Origin of the sequence: Methanocaldococcus jannaschii DSM 2661, from assembly GCF_000091665.1 — an archaeon.
Taxonomy (GTDB): domain Archaea; phylum AGJL01; class Methanococci; order Methanococcales; family Methanocaldococcaceae; genus Methanocaldococcus; species Methanocaldococcus jannaschii.
Window position 1 is genome coordinate 1 of the sequence record NC_000909.1, and the last position, 15,452, is coordinate 15,452.

The 15,452-nt window shown below is 31.5% G+C and carries 12 protein-coding genes, 1 pseudogene and 1 CRISPR repeat array; of the genes and pseudogenes, 7 read left to right on the forward strand and 6 right to left on the reverse strand.

Annotated features, from left to right (window positions below; all coding sequences use genetic code 11):
* The first annotated feature begins 377 nt into the window (after nucleotides 1–377).
* Nucleotides 378–2,060: a CRISPR direct-repeat array (repeat unit 30 nt; unit sequence ATTAAAATCAGACCGTTTCGGAATGGAAAT).
* 155 nt (nucleotides 2,061–2,215) lie between these two features.
* Nucleotides 2,216–3,343, reverse strand: a complete 1,128-nt coding sequence (locus MJ_RS00005; protein WP_010869494.1) for a pyridoxal phosphate-dependent aminotransferase — start codon at nucleotides 3,341–3,343, stop codon at nucleotides 2,216–2,218.
* Nucleotides 3,340–4,059 (reverse strand): nucleotidyltransferase domain-containing protein, encoded by a 720-nt coding sequence (locus MJ_RS00010; RefSeq protein ID WP_244409429.1) that lies wholly within the window; start codon nucleotides 4,057–4,059, stop codon nucleotides 3,340–3,342. Before MJ_RS00010 ends, MJ_RS00005 begins: the two co-directional genes overlap by 4 nt.
* 851 nt (nucleotides 4,060–4,910) lie before the next feature.
* Here MJ_RS00010 and MJ_RS00020 point away from each other — a divergent pair.
* Both MJ_RS00020 and MJ_RS00025 read left to right on the forward strand, forming a co-directional pair.
* Nucleotides 4,911–5,381 (forward strand): CD3072 family TudS-related putative desulfidase, encoded by a 471-nt coding sequence (locus MJ_RS00020; protein ID WP_010869496.1) that lies wholly within the window; start codon nucleotides 4,911–4,913, stop codon nucleotides 5,379–5,381.
* On the forward strand, nucleotides 5,378–6,109 hold the full coding sequence (locus tag MJ_RS00025; protein WP_010869497.1) for an acyl-CoA dehydratase activase: 732 nt from the start codon (nucleotides 5,378–5,380) through the stop codon (nucleotides 6,107–6,109). The genes MJ_RS00020 and MJ_RS00025 overlap by 4 nt, the downstream gene beginning before the upstream one ends.
* A 1-nt stretch (nucleotide 6,110) precedes the next feature.
* On the opposite strand, the gene MJ_RS00030 is transcribed toward MJ_RS00025, so the two are convergent.
* Nucleotides 6,111–7,250 carry a Coenzyme F420 hydrogenase/dehydrogenase, beta subunit C-terminal domain gene (locus MJ_RS00030; protein ID WP_010869498.1) on the reverse strand — a complete coding sequence of 380 codons (1,140 nt, stop codon included), beginning with the start codon at nucleotides 7,248–7,250 and terminating at the stop codon, nucleotides 6,111–6,113.
* 87 nt (nucleotides 7,251–7,337) lie between these two features.
* Complete coding sequence (locus tag MJ_RS00035) at nucleotides 7,338–8,474, reverse strand: molybdopterin oxidoreductase family protein (protein ID WP_010869499.1); 1,137 nt, start codon at nucleotides 8,472–8,474, stop codon at nucleotides 7,338–7,340.
* 409 nt (nucleotides 8,475–8,883) lie between these two features.
* Here MJ_RS00035 and MJ_RS00040 point away from each other — a divergent pair, with 409 nt between their 5' ends.
* The 5 genes from MJ_RS00040 to MJ_RS00060 all read left to right on the forward strand — a co-directional run bounded on the left by MJ_RS00040 (nucleotide 8,884) and on the right by MJ_RS00060 (nucleotide 13,462).
* Nucleotides 8,884–10,005, forward strand: coding sequence for a double-cubane-cluster-containing anaerobic reductase (locus tag MJ_RS00040; RefSeq protein WP_010869500.1), 1,122 nt, complete (start codon nucleotides 8,884–8,886; stop codon nucleotides 10,003–10,005).
* An 84-nt stretch (nucleotides 10,006–10,089) separates the two neighbouring features.
* Nucleotides 10,090–10,737: a sugar phosphate isomerase/epimerase family protein gene (locus tag MJ_RS00045; RefSeq protein WP_064496364.1), complete on the forward strand. Its 648-nt coding sequence runs from the start codon at nucleotides 10,090–10,092 to the stop codon at nucleotides 10,735–10,737.
* 5 nt (nucleotides 10,738–10,742) lie between these two features.
* Nucleotides 10,743–11,573 (forward strand): hypothetical protein, encoded by an 831-nt coding sequence (locus tag MJ_RS00050; RefSeq protein WP_010869502.1) that lies wholly within the window; start codon nucleotides 10,743–10,745, stop codon nucleotides 11,571–11,573.
* Between the two features lie 7 nt (nucleotides 11,574–11,580).
* Entirely contained in the window at nucleotides 11,581–12,867 is a 1,287-nt protein-coding gene (gene apgM2 / locus MJ_RS00055) for a 2,3-bisphosphoglycerate-independent phosphoglycerate mutase ApgM2 (RefSeq protein WP_010869503.1), read from the forward strand.
* A 1-nt stretch (nucleotide 12,868) separates the two neighbouring features.
* The gene (locus MJ_RS00060; protein ID WP_010869504.1) at nucleotides 12,869–13,462 is read left to right on the forward strand and encodes a DUF3343 domain-containing protein; all 594 of its coding nucleotides are present in this window, start codon (nucleotides 12,869–12,871) and stop codon (nucleotides 13,460–13,462) included.
* Here the strand turns inward: MJ_RS00060 and MJ_RS00065 are convergent.
* Together MJ_RS00065 and MJ_RS00070 are read right to left on the reverse strand one after the other, a co-directional pair.
* Nucleotides 13,424–14,836, reverse strand: a pseudogene (locus MJ_RS00065) (IS200/IS605 family accessory protein TnpB-related protein). The gene MJ_RS00060 and the pseudogene MJ_RS00065 sit on opposite strands and share 39 nt — an antisense overlap.
* Entirely contained in the window at nucleotides 14,817–15,449 is a 633-nt protein-coding gene (locus MJ_RS00070) for an IS607 family transposase (protein WP_064496365.1), read from the reverse strand. The pseudogene MJ_RS00065 and the gene MJ_RS00070 overlap by 20 nt, the downstream one beginning before the upstream one ends.
* Nucleotides 15,450–15,452: the final 3 nt, after the last annotated feature.

A 15,452-nucleotide genomic window follows, 5' to 3' on the forward strand; every position in this document is an offset into this window, starting at 1 on the left:
TACATTAGTGTTTATTACATTGAGAAACTTTATAATTAAAAAAGATTCATGTAAATTTCTTATTTGTTTATTTAGAGGTTTTAAATTTAATTTCTAAGGGTTTGCTGGTTTGATTGTTTAGAATATTTAACTTAATCAAATTATTTGAATTTTTGAAAATTAGGATTAATTAGGTAAGTAAATAAAATTTCTCTAACAAATAAGTTAAATTTTTAAATTTAAGGAGATAAAAATACTCTGTTTTATTATGGAAAGAAAGATTTAAATACTAAAGGGTTTATATTATGAAGTAGTTACTTACCCTTAGAAAAATATGGTATAGAAAAGCTTAAATATTAAGAGTGATGAAGTATATTATGTTGTGAATGATTGCCCTAATTAAAATCAGACCGTTTCGGAATGGAAATTTGCTCCTGCATTAGATGGAGGAGCGTATGTAGCGTATTAATTAAAATCAGACCGTTTCGGAATGGAAATTTTGCAGAGTTGTATTCTGGCAGTGCGGATATTATAAATTAAAATCAGACCGTTTCGGAATGGAAAAATCTAATACAAACAGTGAAGATACTGAATACTGCGGAATTAAAATCAGACCGTTTCGGAATGGAAAAACTGTCTCTTAACATATTCTGCAGTTTTACAACTTTCGAAATTAAAATCAGACCGTTTCGGAATGGAAAGCATAATTGATGAGGCTAATAGAATAGCACCTAATAGAATTAAAATCAGACCGTTTCGGAATGGAAAGATTAATGTAATACTTTTTTATAAATTTATAATGCAAAATTAAAATCAGACCGTTTCGGAATGGAAAGTAATTTCTACGACTTGGATTACTTCACGATGGAAATCAAAATTAAAATCAGACCGTTTCGGAATGGAAAGATAGAAGAATTTGATGCTTTATTTGGATGTTTGAAGAATTAAAATCAGACCGTTTCGGAATGGAAAGCAGCTTGTGGCGATACCTTCAAGTTCAAAATTTTTCCCCATAATTAAAATCAGACCGTTTCGGAATGGAAAGACTAACTTTAATTATATCCCTTTCAGCTTCCTCATCATAAATTAAAATCAGACCGTTTCGGAATGGAAAGTAGAAATTGTCTCAATAACTGCGTTTGTTGATGGAACAATTAAAATCAGACCGTTTCGGAATGGAAAGCAAACAGCATTATAACAATTGATAGACAGAAATTCAGAATTAAAATCAGACCGTTTCGGAATGGAAATATTGGTGAAGTAGTTGCTTATGACTTAGATAGTGGAATTAAAATCAGACCGTTTCGGAATGGAAATGACATAATTAAAGCATAATAATACTTTAACGCTTCTTTTAAATTAAAATCAGACCGTTTCGGAATGGAAATTATATCTCCCTCCTTAACCTTTTTTTATTTAACATTCCCATATTAAAATCAGACCGTTTCGGAATGGAAATATCTACTTGGAACTACAACACTCACAGGTAAATCTAATATTAAAATCAGACCGTTTCGGAATGGAAATAAGTTAAAACAATGGTTAATGTTAAGGGGGATTAAGCTGTATTAAAATCAGACCGTTTCGGAATGGAAATGACATAATTAAAGCATAATAATACTTTAACGCTTCTTTTAAATTAAAATCAGACCGTTTCGGAATGGAAATTATTACCACCCTCTTGCTTTTAAAAAGCTTTCTAATTCTTCATTAAAATCAGACCGTTTCGGAATGGAAATAATCCAGATTTGAATTGTTCCCAAGCATTACCGAGCCAATTAAAATCAGACCGTTTCGGAATGGAAATTTTTTATCGAAACCTTCTAAAATCATATCTCATCCCCCCAATTAAAATCAGACCGTTTCGGAATGGAAATCTTATTTTAAGTTACAAAAAAGTTTATAGTGGTTAATGATTAAAATCAGACCGTTTCGGAATGGAAATCTTATTTTAAGTTACAAAAAAGTTTATAGTGGTTAATGATTAAAATCAGACCGTTTCGGAATGGAAATCTTATTTTAAGTTACAAAAAAGTTTATAGTGGTTAATGATTAAAATCAGACCGTTTCGGAATGGAAATCTATGTCTGTGATAGTTACAATATTATTTCCTATTTTATTAAAATCAGACCAATTCGGGATAAAACGTTTTTCTTTATTAAACTCAATTACTCTTTTCTACACTCTTTTATTAAAATCAGAAGAGAAATGAGCATTAAAATAAAATACTAAAAATTCACTCAAAAATCTCTTTTATAATCCCTAAAGCTTTCTCTATATCTTCATATTTTGTAGCATAGCTGAACCTAATATAGTTAGCTCCATTCTCACCAAATGCAACTCCAGGAACACATAAAACCTTATTCTCAATCAATTTCTTAGCTACCTCTACCCCATCTCCATACTCAGAAACATCTGGGAATATATAGAATGCCCCATCTGGCTTATTGACTTTAAAGATATCCTTCAATCCATTATAGATTAAATCTCTCCTCATTTTAAACTCTCTAACCATATCCTCAACACACTTTTGACTACCTCTTAAAGCTGCTAATGCCCCATATTGAGCAAAGGTTGTAGCACATGCAAAGCTATACTGATGAATCTTAATCATATTGTTGATTAAATCTAACTCCTTATTTAGTTCATCAGAAACAGCCAAATATCCAATCCTCCATCCAGTCATGGCATAGGTTTTAGAGAAACCGTTAATTAATATGCATCTATCAGTAAATTGCATTGGAGAGTAATGCTTCTTATCGTAGATAATCTTATCATAGACTTCATCTGAAACAATAATTAGATTATAATCCTCAGCAATCTCTGCCAAGCCTTTTATGGTCTCCTTATCATAGACTTTTCCAGTAGGATTTGATGGAGAGTTAAATATTATTAGCTTTGTTTTTTTAGTTATTGATTCTTTAACTTTCTCTAAATCAATATTAAAGTTTTCATCTAAATCTATATTCTTAATCTTACCCTCAGCAAACTCTGTTAGTGAAAAATAAGACACAAAAGATGGATTTGGAATTAAAACCTCATCCCCTCTGTCAATCAAAGTCATAATAGATAACATTAACGCCTCTGAAGCTCCACAGGTAACAATAATATTGTCCTTATCAACGTCTAAGTTGTAATCATCCTTTAACTTATTGCTTATCTCCTCTCTAAGCTCTGGAATTCCATTGTTTGGAGAGTAGTGAGTTTTCCCCTCATCTAAAGCCCTTTTTGCAGCCTCAATGATATGCTTTGGAGTGTCAAAATCTGGCTCTCCTATTCCTAAATTTATGCAATCAGATGTAGCTAAGTTAAATATCTCCCTAATTGCTGATGGTTTTATATTTTTGCATCTACTGCTTATCATTCTCTCACATCCTCAAAGTATAGCTTTTTATAAAGCTCTATAGCCTTAATCTTTGCAGTTTCTGATGGCTCATCAATTAGGTTAGAGTTTTTATAGCTCTCATCTAACAATACACCCAACTCATAAAAATAGCTTTTTATTTTCTTCTTATAACTCTCATCAACTGGCTTTTTATTTACTTTACATTCAAAAAGATAGCTCACAATATCCTCATCGTAGCAATCTAAGCATCTAAATGAGCTAAAATCTGATTTAAATTCTCCACTCTCTAAGCATAAAATACCTTGATAATAAGCTCTCAAAATATATAAAAGTGTCTTTGGATTGTTATAACTTTCTTTCTCACACAATTTTTGTAGAGGTTTGGCAAATCCCTTCCAATGATGATATAGCTTTTTGCAAATGCAATTATAAGCTATCCCTTTAACATCTTCATGATACTTCGATGAATACAAAACCTTATCAGATAAGGCTATCTCAATAAAGTTAGCATTTGGCTTTAATAACTCTCTTAAAAACTTTCCAAGCTCAAAGCTAACAAAATCACACTTTCCAAACATTTTATTTATAACTTCTTCTTCCTTGCTTTTATATAGGCAGTTCTTAATAAATAGCTCTCTATCCAAGATATGAGCGCCTCTGATATCTACATCACTTGGATTTGGAATCCCATACAAATCACTGCCAGAGATAACGACGAATATTGGAACTTCCATAAATATCTCCATGCTATTGGATTTTTAATATCTCCAAAATTATTAGAAATTCTAATTGGTAGTATTTTATAATAGGACTTATGTAATTTTTTATATAATTTTTTATAATTGGTATTTTGATGCTCTATTAATGGGTGGTTGTCCAATTAGAGAAACATTGAGAACTGATTATGGAGAATATTTAGCGTTTAGTTAATTAAAGGTTTATTTGGATTGTTTGTTGACGCATTGATTGGATATATTATATTTAGTGCTACTGGAAATATTTCAGCGTTCCCATGGTTTGTTGATAATGGTTTTCACCAATCCCAGGAGACCCATTAGGCAATTATTGGAGGTTTTGGAGTTGGATTCTTTTCAGTTGTTCAAGGGGGCTGTCCTCTAAGGAATTATATTATGGCTGCTGAAGGAAACAAAACAGCTATAGCCTATCTATTTGGATTAGCTGTTGGGGCAGTAATATTCCATAAAATAGTTGCTTCAACGGTTAAGGCAATCATGACTTAAACTTTTTAATTTAAATTTTTATCTCTATAAGATATGAAAATTTTTGATATATTGTAAAGTTATTTAAAACTAAGACCAGAAAATACAAGATGTCCAAATCTAAATGTTCGTAAAATTTTGTGTGGATGATATTAGCTTTTTTAATATCCAGTTAGTAATTAAATTTTTTACCAATAACTTTATATACTCCTATTTTGAGAAAAACCAGTGATTTTATCAGAGTTAGATTATTAAAAATAATAATTGTACTTTATTTATATATTCTCATAAGGTATTGAATATCAAAAGTCATCAACTTTCCTTAAAAATTTATTTCTCTTAACATTCTATTAAATTGTGAGAGTATGAAAGGAAAAAGAATAGCCATTGTTTCTCATCGCATATTAAATCAAAATAGTGTTGTTAATGGGTTGGAAAGGGCTGAAGGAGCTTTTAATGAAGTTGTTGAGATTCTTTTAAAGAATAATTATGGAATAATACAACTTCCATGTCCAGAGTTGATTTATTTGGGAATTGATAGAGAAGGAAAAACAAAAGAGGAATATGACACAAAGGAATACAGAGAACTTTGCAAAAAACTTTTGGAACCAATAATCAAATATCTGCAAGAATATAAAAAAGACAACTATAAATTTATCTTAATTGGGATAGAAAACTCTACAACTTGTGATATTTTTAAAAATAGAGGAATTTTGATGGAAGAATTTTTTAAAGAGGTTGAAAAATTAAATATCATCATTAAAGCAATAGAATATCCAAAAAATGAAAAAGATTACAATAAATTTGTAAAAACTTTAGAGAAGATGATAAAATGATTTTAGGGATAGATGTTGGATCTACAACAACGAAGATGGTTCTAATGGAAGATAGCAAGATAATTTGGTATAAGATAGAGGATATTGGAGTTGTTATTGAGGAAGATATTTTATTAAAAATGGTTAAGGAGATTGAACAAAAATATCCAATAGATAAAATCGTTGCAACTGGATATGGAAGGCATAAGGTTAGTTTTGCAGATAAGATAGTTCCAGAAGTTATTGCATTGGGAAAAGGAGCTAACTATTTCTTTAACGAGGCAGATGGAGTTATAGACATTGGAGGGCAAGATACAAAGGTCTTAAAGATTGATAAAAACGGAAAAGTTGTTGATTTTATCCTATCAGATAAATGTGCCGCTGGAACTGGAAAATTCTTAGAAAAGGCATTAGATATTTTAAAAATTGATAAAAATGAGATAAATAAATACAAATCAGATAATATCGCTAAAATATCTTCAATGTGTGCTGTCTTTGCTGAAAGTGAGATAATAAGCTTACTATCAAAAAAAGTTCCAAAGGAAGGCATTTTAATGGGCGTCTATGAGAGTATAATAAATAGGGTTATCCCAATGACCAATAGGCTTAAAATTCAAAACATAGTGTTTAGTGGAGGAGTTGCTAAAAATAAGGTTTTGGTTGAGATGTTTGAGAAAAAATTGAATAAAAAACTACTAATTCCAAAAGAACCACAGATTGTTTGCTGTGTTGGAGCTATATTGGTTTAATTTACCTCTCAATATTAAATAGTGGTGGCAAACTGTTATCTACTCCCGGGATATAGCCTAATGTGTCTCTTATTTTTAGCTGCATTCTATGGAATATGTAAGCTAAAGGAATATCCATTGGGCATGCATCTTCACACTGCCCACAGTTTATACAACTTTGGGATATATGGCTCAATCTAATCCCTTGGAATATTAATGGATTTGGTGGGATTTTACCTTTTTCTTCAATGTAATCTTTTTCTAAACTACATTCAACACAGAAACATAAAGGGCAGTTATCCCTACAACCGTAGCATTTTATACATCGATTCCAATATTTTTTCCATTTTTCTAAGCTTGGATACTCTTCCTCTAAATGCTTCTTTTGGAATTTTTTAGCCAACTTTATCATTATACTTTCAATTTTCTCCCTAACTTGTATTGCCTTCTCTGAAGGTTGTTTAATTTTAATATAACCATCTTTCTCAGCATCTTCAACTAATTTTCTCCCTCTCTCTGAACAGATTTCAACAAATGTCCAACCCTTTTCAGCCCCCCAATTCCCGCAGGCTAAATCTGCCATCCTTGGAATCATTATTTCGCATCTTTGGCAATTTTTCCTCCTACCAAAGCCTTTCTCCTCCAATTCTTCTATTTTTACAGCCTTATGCTCCCCATTCTTTAATTCGATAATAAACTTACCCTTATCAATCTCTTCCTTAACAACATCTAATGGATTAACTTCATAAAATAATTCAATCATCTTCATGGCTGTTATTGGACTTATCGTTCCTCCACAATTCAAACCAATCATATAAACATTGTCTAAGTTTATTTGATTTAATTTTGCCAATTCTCTAATAGCCATTGCATCACATGGCTTTGCAGGAACGGCAATCTTTTTGTCTGCTAAGTATTTTGCAATCAACTTTCCAAAGTTTGTAGGAGCACAGTGTAAAGAACCAGCAGTCTCAACCAACTCATTAGAATTCGTTATAAATGTTGGAATTCCATCATAAACATCTTCTCCTCTCTTTAAAGCTAAAACGCCGTCAACAAGCTTTTTATCTAATAGATATTTAAATAAGGCTGTAACAGCACCACCACACTCAGCCCTCCTCAAAATCCCATTGTCTGTAGCTTGAATTAAAACGTATTTCATGATATCACCTTAGTTATTTCTTTTAAACAGGACTTTCACAGTTTATATATCCTCAAGGTATTTAGATGCCTAAAAGCGTCAATTTCCTTATAGAAGTTTATTCCTGTGAATATCCTGTTGTATATCCTCTAAGGAGTTAAAGCCCAAATCACTACCAAGCTTTTCAGCTAAGCTTTTTATTATAAGCCAATCATCCATAGCATCTCCAGGAGGATTTACAGCTTTATTTATTTTCTGAATTCTCTTATCAGTGTTTATAAACGTCCCATCCTTTTCAGCCCAGCATGTTGAAGGCAAAACAACATCTGCCATCTCCGCTGTCTCAGTCATTATAATATCTTGGACAACTAAAAATTCAACATTTTTTAAGACATCTTTATCAACTAAAGCTGGATTCTCTCCCATTATGTATAAGAACTTTGAATTTTTTAATAATTCAAAATATTCATCCTTATTTAAAGCAGGGATGCCTATAAGTGTTGCTCCAACTGTATTGCAGTGCTTCGCAACTGGCAAAACCTTAGCTTTATTTTCCTTTGCAGTTTTAATTATCTCATCAACATTTACTGGGGCATTAATTATGATAATGGTATTTTTATCGACATTACTCAAATCAACACCTAAATAACTATCAACCTTCACAAATTCATCGGCATTTAGCTTTAGGATTTCCTTCTCCTCTGTGTTAAAAATTGTTACCTTAGATCCTTTTTCTTTTGCCTTAATAACTTTTCTACCAATTAACGCATGTTCAGAGAAGACATCACCAATAATTATAATGTTTTTTGCGTTCTCAATATCATCAATTGTTGTAGAAACCTCAGCATAATTTACCTTTGGAGAGTTGCAGATACAATGCCCAATTTTAGCTTTTAAGCTATCAACCAACTTTTTTAATGCGTAGTTATCTTCATTTGTGCATTTTCCAGAGGCTATGAAGGTTATATCATCAGCATTATAATTCTTTAATTTCTCTGCAATAAAGCTTAAAGCCTCATCCCATGTAGCTTCAACAAGCTTTCCATTCTTCTTAATCAATGGCTTTTTTAATCTCTTTTCATGATAGATTATTTTATAGCTATTTTTTCCATTTGAACAGTTTTTACCTTCATTTATTGGATGTCTCTTGTATGGATAAGTGCCAACAACTTTATCATCTTTAACAATCAAATCAATTCCACATCCAACACTACAACCTGGGCAGATAGTATGAACAACTTTCATAATATCACCTAAATGTTCTATTTGTCATAAAAATTCTCTGTGTTTATTTTTGTCTAAGTTTTAATTTTGATTTCTAGCTTTCCTTTATCTTACTAATCTTAGATTTTTGATACCTTTTTTAATATTTATTATGTCAATGATATTACTAATATATTAATACTATTTTCAACTATCATATATAAAATTTACTACTTAATTTAAATTATTATTACTTAAATAAGATAGAATTTTAAATAAGTATTACTACTATTATTAGATTTTCTAATATCAACTAAACCATTAAAAATTTTGAAGATAAGATTTTTATGATTAGAAATATACTCTTTTAATGAATTTCTTAAAAAAATAACCCAAATCTTCATAAGTTATTAGAAAATCTAATAACTAAATAGATATTAAATTTGGTGATATGATGAAATTAAAGGCAATTGAAAAGTTGATGCAAAAATTCGCCAGTAGAAAAGAACAGCTATATAAGCAAAAAGAAGAAGGTAGAAAAGTTTTTGGAATGTTCTGTGCCTATGTTCCAATAGAAATAATTTTAGCAGCAAATGCAATCCCAGTTGGTTTGTGTGGAGGTAAAAATGACACAATCCCAATAGCAGAGGAGGATTTGCCAAGAAACCTATGCCCATTAATAAAATCATCCTATGGTTTTAAGAAGGCAAAAACCTGCCCTTACTTTGAAGCATCTGATATAGTTATTGGAGAAACTACCTGTGAAGGAAAGAAGAAGATGTTTGAGTTGATGGAGAGATTGGTGCCAATGCATATAATGCACCTCCCACACATGAAAGATGAAGATTCTTTGAAAATCTGGATTAAAGAAGTTGAAAAGCTAAAAGAATTGGTTGAGAAAGAGACTGGAAATAAAATAACAGAGGAAAAGTTAAAAGAGACAGTTGATAAAGTAAATAAAGTTAGGGAGTTGTTTTATAAACTCTATGAATTGAGGAAGAATAAACCAGCTCCAATTAAGGGTTTAGATGTTTTAAAATTATTCCAGTTTGCCTATTTATTGGATATTGATGACACAATAGGGATTTTAGAGGATTTAATTGAGGAGTTAGAGGAGAGAGTTAAAAAAGGAGAAGGTTATGAAGGAAAGAGAATTTTAATAACTGGCTGTCCAATGGTTGCTGGAAACAATAAGATTGTTGAAATTATTGAGGAAGTTGGAGGAGTAGTTGTTGGTGAAGAAAGCTGCACTGGAACAAGATTCTTTGAAAACTTTGTTGAGGGCTATAGCGTAGAGGACATTGCAAAAAGATACTTTAAAATCCCATGTGCTTGTAGATTTAAAAACGATGAGAGAGTTGAAAATATAAAGAGATTGGTTAAAGAGTTGGACGTCGATGGAGTTGTTTATTACACTTTGCAGTATTGCCATACATTTAACATAGAGGGAGCTAAGGTAGAGGAGGCATTAAAAGAGGAGGGCATTCCAATTATAAGAATTGAAACTGACTATTCTGAAAGTGATAGAGAGCAGTTAAAAACAAGGTTGGAGGCATTTATTGAGATGATTTAAATTCTTTCTTTTTACTTTTAGTTATTAGATTTTCTAATATATACTTTTATATATCTTAATTTCCTATTAATGTTTTGTGGGAGTATGATAGCTATATGCATGCGTTCCAAGGAGGGGTTTCTTTTTAACAACAAGTTGATGGATTGGGGATTGCATTACAACCCAAAGATAGTAAAAGACAACAACATTATTGGTTATCATGCTCCAATTTTGGATTTGGATAAAAAAGAGAGCATTATTATTTTAAAAAACATAATTGAAAACATTAAGGGTAGGGATTATCTAACAATCCACTTGCACAATGGAAAATATGGGAAAATTAACAAAGAGACATTAATTGAAAATTTATCGATTGTTAATGAATTTGCAGAGAAAAATGGAATAAAATTATGCATAGAGAATTTAAGGAAAGGATTTTCATCGAATCCGAATAATATAATTGAGATAGCCGATGAAATTAACTGTTATATAACGTTTGATGTTGGGCATATTCCTTATAATAGAAGGTTGGAGTTCTTAGAAATCTGCTCAGATAGAGTTTATAACTCTCACGTTTATGAGATTGAAGTTGATGGAAAGCACCTACCACCCAAAAATCTCAACAATTTAAAGCCGATATTGGATAGGCTCTTAGACATTAAATGTAAAATGTTTTTGATTGAATTGATGGATATTAAAGAGGTTTTAAGAACTGAGAGAATGTTAAAAGATTATTTAGAGATGTATAGGTGAAATAAATGATATTTAATGAAAATACTCCAAATTTTATTGATTTTAAGGAATCCTTTAAAGAACTACCCCTATCTGATGAAACGTTTAAAATAATTGAAGAGAATGGAATAAAGCTGAGAGAAATTGCTATTGGAGAGTTTTCTGGGAGAGATAGCGTAGCGGCAATAATCAAAGCCATCGAAGAAGGGATAGATTTTGTTCTGCCGGTTGTTGCATTTACTGGGACTGACTATGGAAACATAAATATATTTTACAAAAACTGGGAGATTGTCAATAAAAGAATCAAAGAAATTGATAAGGATAAAATTTTACTGCCATTGCATTTTATGTTTGAGCCAAAACTCTGGAATGCATTAAATGGGAGATGGGTGGTTTTATCTTTTAAAAGATATGGTTATTACCGTCCATGCATTGGATGCCACGCATATTTAAGAATAATTAGGATTCCTCTGGCAAAGCACTTAGGAGGAAAGATAATTAGTGGAGAGAGACTTTATCACAATGGAGATTTCAAAATTGACCAAATAGAGGAGGTTTTAAATGTCTATAGCAAAATCTGCAGAGATTTTGATGTTGAGTTAATTCTACCTATAAGATACATAAGAGAGGGAAAGAAAATCAAAGAAATCATAGGAGAAGAATGGGAGCAAGGGGAGAAGCAATTTTCATGTGTATTTAGTGGAAACTATAGAGATAAAGATGGAAAGGTAATTTTTGATAAGGAAGGGATTTTAAAGATGTTAAATGAATTTATCTACCCTGCTTCAGTTGAGATTTTAAAAGAAGGCTACAAAGGAAACTTTAACTATTTAAATATCGTTAAAAAGCTTATTTAGTGAGAGAATGAGGGCTATTTTAATTCTATTGGATGGTTTGGGAGATAGAGCATCCGAAATTTTGAATAACAAAACTCCTCTACAATTTGCAAAGACTCCAAATTTAGATAGATTAGCTGAAAACGGCATGTGTGGCTTAATGACTACGTATAAAGAAGGCATCCCTTTAGGGACAGAAGTAGCTCATTTTCTACTTTGGGGCTACTCCTTAGAAGAATTTCCAGGGAGAGGAGTTATTGAAGCTTTAGGGGAGGATATAGAGATAGAGAAAAATGCCATTTATCTGAGGGCATCTTTAGGCTTTGTTAAAAAGGATGAGAAGGGATTTTTAGTTATAGACAGAAGAACAAAAGATATAAGCAGAGAAGAGATTGAGAAGTTGGTTGATTCCCTCCCTACATGCGTAGATGGATATAAGTTTGAGCTTTTCTATTCTTTTGACGTCCATTTTATATTAAAAATTAAAGAAAGAAATGGATGGATTTCAGATAAAATCTCAGATTCTGACCCATTTTATAAAAATAGGTATGTTATGAAAGTTAAAGCAATAAGAGAGCTTTGTAAAAGTGAGGTAGAGTATAGCAAGGCAAAAGACACTGCAAGGGCGTTAAATAAATATCTTTTAAACGTCTATAAAATTCTACAAAACCATAAGATAAATAGAAAGAGAAGGAAGTTGGAGAAGATGCCAGCAAACTTTTTATTGACAAAATGGGCATCAAGATATAAGAGGGTAGAGAGCTTTAAAGAGAAATGGGGAATGAATGCTGTTATTTTAGCAGAAAGCTCACTATTCAAAGGATTAGCTAAATTCTTAGGTATGGATTTTATAAAAATTGAGAGCTTTGAGGAAGGGATAGACTTAATTCCAGAGTTGGATTATGATTTCATCCATCTGCATACAAAAGAAACAGATGAAGCAGCTCACACTAAAAATCCATTAAATAAGGTTAAAGTCATTGAAAAGATTGATAAGCTTATAGGAAATTTAAAGCTTAGGGAGGATGATTTACTGATAATAACTGCAGACCATTCAACTCCCTCTGTAGGGAATTTAATCCATTCTGGAGAAAGTGTGCCAATCTTATTTTACGGCAAAAATGTTAGAGTTGATAATGTTAAAGAATTTAATGAAATAAGTTGTTCAAATGGGCATTTAAGAATAAGAGGGGAGGAATTGATGCATTTAATTTTAAACTATACGGATAGGGCTTTACTGTATGGTTTAAGGTCTGGAGATAGGTTGAGGTATTATATTCCAAAGGATGATGAAATAGATTTATTAGAGGGATAACTTGATAGGAAAATTAAAGAATCTTTTTAAATTAGGAAAAGGGAAAAAAGAAGAAAAAGCTAAAAAGAGTTTAGAAGGAAAAGGATTAATTATATTTGAAAACACAAAAGACGCAATGAGAGCAGAGAGCATTTTAAAAGACAAATATAAAATTAAGGTTGTTGCTCCCCCTCCAGAAATTAGAGAGGGCTGTGATTTGGCAATAGAGTATGAATTAATAGATGAATTTGGAATTAAAAGAGAATTAGAAAGTAATGATATAAAGCCGTTGAAGTTTATCTCTCTAAATGATTATTCTTTAAAACCTCTTGAATTAATAAAAGTTAAAGAGGTAGATGGCTTTATATTGGTCAGATGTGGAAATATGAAAATAACTATTGATAAAGAGGGAAATATAGTCAATATCTCTGGTGGAGGATGTCCAGATGTACCTTATTTAGCATTAAAATTAAAAGGAAGGAATATTAAAGATATTAAAGAGGAAGAAACACCAAAGAATTTGGGATTTACATTGTGTGCTTATATATTAAATAAGGGGTCTTCCCAACGTGGTCATTCATGGACAATTATAGATTTTGAGGTACTTTCCATTTAAATCAACTGTATAGACCATCAGAGGGAAATCAAAGATTTGAACAAAATCCTTCGGATTTTGTAGCTCGAACCTTCGGTTCGATTTCCTTACTGGAAGCTTCGCTTCCACGTTGGGATTGGGCTTCACCAGTCTCAACTCCCCTCTGGGTTCATTGGAGAGTAAATCATCGACCTCAGCCCCAGCCACGGGAACTCCAACTCCGCCTAAGAGTTTTTTAGCTAATTCAACTCCTCTTTTAAAAATATTATAGCATCTGACAAACTGTCTATCAAAAATTCCACACTTATCGCATTTTACAACCTGCCCCTCTTGGGACTTCATTTTACTCCCACATACGGGGCAGGTTTTTGAAGTATAGTGAGGATTAACGTATAGGACAACACTCTTATACTCCAACTTTTTCGCTATTTTTCTCCAGTTAGTTCTATCCAAATTCCTATTAAAATTCGAATTCTTATCATACATGTTGAATTTATCTAAATCTTCAAAGATGAAAATCGCATCTGGAAAGAGTTTAGACAACTGAGAAGTTAGCTTGTTAATAAAATCTTCGACTCGGTTTTTTCTCCTATTCCAGTATTTTTTCAATAATTTACCAATTCTCTTCGGAGCTTTTTTATAGATAGATTTTAGCTTATCGGGTATGGTATCATAAACTCTCTTAATTCAATGTAATTCAGACAAATCTACTCTAATCCAGCCCTCTTCTGGATGATACAAATCTAACGACTTTAGATTACTATCAACACCAATAACAACCTTTTTATCTAATAAATTTAACGGTTTTTTAAAGGTTATTAATGCCTCGTTATTCTTTAAAATAACTTCTCCAATGTTAAAATTTTTTAACTCTTTCGAAAAACCACTCATCTTTAATGTTTAAAATTAAATACTCTTTCTCGGTTTTATTGTAATTCTTATAATCCCATTCTTTCTATCGTATTTCATCAAGGTAGTTTTAACTCTAACAAAAGGTCTTTTGAATATCGGTTTATTTTTCTTTCTATTAACGTTTAAATAGTTTGATTTCCAACTCTCTATTGCTGAATAAGCTGTCTTAATAGCTCCATCGACATAGTGAGAGGCAAACTCCCAGCCCTCTAATAAACGATTTCTCAACTCTCTTTTGAAATCATTGTCCTTTGGAATTTTAGGGATTAGTCGAGTAGTTGTGTAATATTTGTATTTCTTCTTTCCTATTTTGTATCGATGTTTAACTACCTTTTCCTTCCAGTTGATGTTTTCCCAAATAATATCGATAGCTCTTTGAGAGATTTTTATAAACTCATCAGGTAAGTTTTTTAAATCGTGGTTGTGTTTAACCTTATAAGTCAATACAATTTCGGTTGGGAGTTTATTCTTTTTCTTTGGCATCCTCCTCCCTTACGATTTCTTTAACTGTTTTTGTAAGCTTTTTATACTTATGAGAATGCATTCCGTAAAGTTTTCCAGCAAAGTGAGAAACGATTGTTATTAAGTCTTCTACTAACTCTTCCTGTGGTGTCTTATGCTTTTTATTTATGATTACAATTTCCGTTCCGTAAGATTTAAAGAATTCCTTTAACGTTTCAAAGCCAAATCTCGTTAATCTATCTGGATAGGCAATTATTACCTTCTCAACCTTTCGATTCATAACCATTTTTAAAAGTTTTTTGTAATTTTTCCTCTTTTCGTTTAAACCGCTACCAATATCTTTCAGTATTTGTATATCCCAACCGTTTTCCTCTGCATAGGATTTTATTAGTTGTATTTGCCTCTCTAAATCATCTTTTTGCGCGTTAAATGAAACTCTTGCATAGCCGATAATTTTTCTTTGTTCTTTATCCTTAATTCCTAAGATTCGTTTTATCTCACTTTCTGGAACTCTTCTTTTTCCTCCTAAGGTTCTGATACATTTAATCTTCCCTGCTTTATCCCATCGTTGCAACGTTTTAATCGAAACTCCCAAGATTTTCGATGCCTCTTTTAAAGTATAATGTCGCTCCATAAT